Origin of the sequence: Pseudomonas sp. 3JA, assembly GCF_036961705.1 — a bacterium.
GTDB classification, from domain to species: Bacteria; Pseudomonadota; Gammaproteobacteria; order Pseudomonadales; family Pseudomonadaceae; genus Aquipseudomonas; species Aquipseudomonas fluorescens_Q.
The window spans coordinates 1-2,522 of sequence record NZ_JBAMDJ010000086.1 but is presented as its reverse complement, the minus strand read 5'-3'; the positions used below and the strand labels follow the sequence as shown (position 1 = coordinate 2,522).

General features: G+C 60.6%; 2 protein-coding genes. Both read left to right on the top strand.

The window, feature by feature from the left end; all coding sequences use genetic code 11:
- Positions 1–446: 446 nt before the first annotated feature.
- Positions 447–1,808, top strand: coding sequence for a cache domain-containing protein (locus V7773_RS30120; protein WP_013693309.1), 1,362 nt, complete (start codon positions 447–449; stop codon positions 1,806–1,808).
- Positions 1,809–1,839: 31 nt separating this feature from the next.
- Entirely contained in the window at positions 1,840–2,472 is a 633-nt protein-coding gene (locus V7773_RS30115; RefSeq protein WP_063321366.1) for a response regulator, read from the top strand.
- The last annotated feature ends 50 nt before the right edge of the window (positions 2,473–2,522 follow it).

Below are 2,522 nucleotides of genomic sequence, written 5' to 3'. Positions count from 1 at the left end.
TGCGACGGCTGCGACGACGATCCAGAGGGCGTTGATGGGTTCGCCGCGGCGCAAGGCCACGACACTCAACGCACAGGCCCCCAGAACGGCGACGGCAAACCAGGCGAGGTGTTTAACCAGACGGGTTGTCATTGCGTGTCTCCTGCCGATATCCAGTGGATTGCGGCGATTGTTTTTATAGTGTGCCCCGGCTATTCGGAGCCGGCCCAATATCCCTGCAACGGGTCAATAAATAAATCCGTAGTACTACGTAGATCCCCAATTCCCCCTGAGGGAGCAAGGCTTGCCCGCGATAGAGTCAATACGGTCTTTCATACACCGCGACGCCAGCGTCGCGAGCAAGCTTTGCTCCCACATGTCTTGCGCCACAGGTTTTATGCCTCATCCATGGGTTTGGCATATGATGCCGCCATTCGCCTCCCCGCCGAGTCCGGACAGGAGTACAGATGCTGCTCAAACACAAAATCGTCGCCCTCGGGATTTTGCCGCTGGTCCTGGCCATCGCGGTCATCTGTGCCCTGGTGATCTCGCTCAATCGCCAGTTGGGCGATCAACAGGCGCAACTGATCGAAGACAGCATCCTGGCGAGCAAGCGCGCTGAGCTGAAGAATTATGTCGAGATGGCGCAGAGCCTGATCGCCCCGCTGTATGACAACGGCCGGGGAGACGAGCGCGCGCAACAGCAGGTACTGGAAGAACTGCGCAAGCTCAGCTTCGGCATAAACGGTTATTTTTTCGTGTATGACCGCCAGGGCCGCAGCCTCATGCATGCCCGCCAGTCGGAACTGGTGGGGCAATACCTCTGGGACATGAAGGATCCCCACGGCCTGCCGGTCATCCAGGCATTGCTCAAGAGTGCCGAGTCAGGCGAAGGGTTCCAGCGCTACGCCTGGAACAAGCCCTCCTCCGGCCAGGTGACCGACAAGCTGGCCTATGTCGTGATGCTCGATCAATGGGGCTGGATGCTCGGTACCGGGATTTACCTGGAGGATGTCGAACGCGCCACCCAGCAAGCCCGCGACGAAGTTGCCCATGGCATCCACAGCACCATGCAAGCCATCGCCGCGATCGCCTTGGTGGCGGTCCTGCTGGTATTTGCCGGCGGCATGACCCTCAACGTCAGCGAACATCGCCTGGCCGATAAAAAGTTGCAGCGACTGAACCAGCGTATCGTCAGCTTGCAGGAAGAAGAACGCTCGCGGGTCTCGCGCGAGCTGCACGACGGCATCAGCCAACTGCTGGTGTCGATAAAATTCCAGTTCGAACTGGCCAGCCATGTGTTGGAAAACGGCCAGGAAAACGGCCTGGGCATCCTCAAGAATGCGACCGACCGGCTGGGCGAAGCCATCGGCGAGATCCGTAGCATCTCCCACGACTTGCGCTCGTCCCTGCTCGACACCCTGGGCCTGCCCGCCGCCATCGGCCAGCTCGCGACCGAGTTCCAACAGCGCAGCGGGCTTGAGGTGTCCTACCGAAGCAACGAATTCGATTGCCGCCTGGAAAATGGCGCCCCTGTCTCGCTGTTCCGCATTGCCCAGGAAGCCCTGACCAATATCGAGCGCCATGCCGGGGCGAAAAGTGTCGGCATCACCCTGTTCGGCTCCAGCCAGTCCTTGCGTCTGACGGTCGTGGATGACGGGATGGGCTTCAACGTCCCGCAAGTAGAACGCGGCCATGCCGGCATCGGCCTGCGCAATATCCGGGAACGGGTCGAGCATTTCGGCGGACGCCTGGAAGTGACCTCGGCACCGGGACGAAGCGAACTGGATATCCTGCTGCCCATGAACCTCTCGGTAACGGAAAACTGATGCGCCCCCCTTCCAACAAGAGCACCTGCCGATGAACCTGCCTCCAGTGATTCGTGTCGCGCTGGTCGATGATCATTCCCTGGTCCGCGACGGCATCAAGGCGCTGCTGTCCGTAATGCCCCGACTGGACGTGGTGGGCGAAGCCGAGAACGGCGCACAAGCGATCGAAATGGTCGGTCGCAGTCAACCGGACCTGCTGCTGATGGACATCAGCCTCAAGGACATGAACGGGCTCGAGCTGACCCGGCTGCTGGGCAAGCAATACCCCAGCCTCAAGATCCTCATCCTCAGCATGTATGACAATTACGAGTACGTGAGCGAATCCGTGCGCTCCGGCGCCAGCGGCTACGTACTCAAGAACGCGCCGTCGCGGGAAATCGTCGCGGCCATCGAAGCCATCATCAGCGGCGGCACGTTCTACAGTGCGGAGATCGCCCAGCGGCTCGCCACCGACCCGCACACCGATAACGAGCTGACGCCGCGCGAGAGCCAGGTGTTGTCCAAAATGGTCCAGGGCCTGAACAACAAGGAAATGGCCCGTGAACTGGACATCAGCGTACGCACCGTCGAAACCCATCGCCTGAGCATTCGCCGCAAGCTGAACATCGACAAGCCCGCAGCCCTGGTGAAATACGCGATCGACCACGGGATCATTTCGCGCTAGGCCTTTGTGGCGAGGGAGCTTGCTCCCGCTGGGTTGCGCAGCGACCCCAA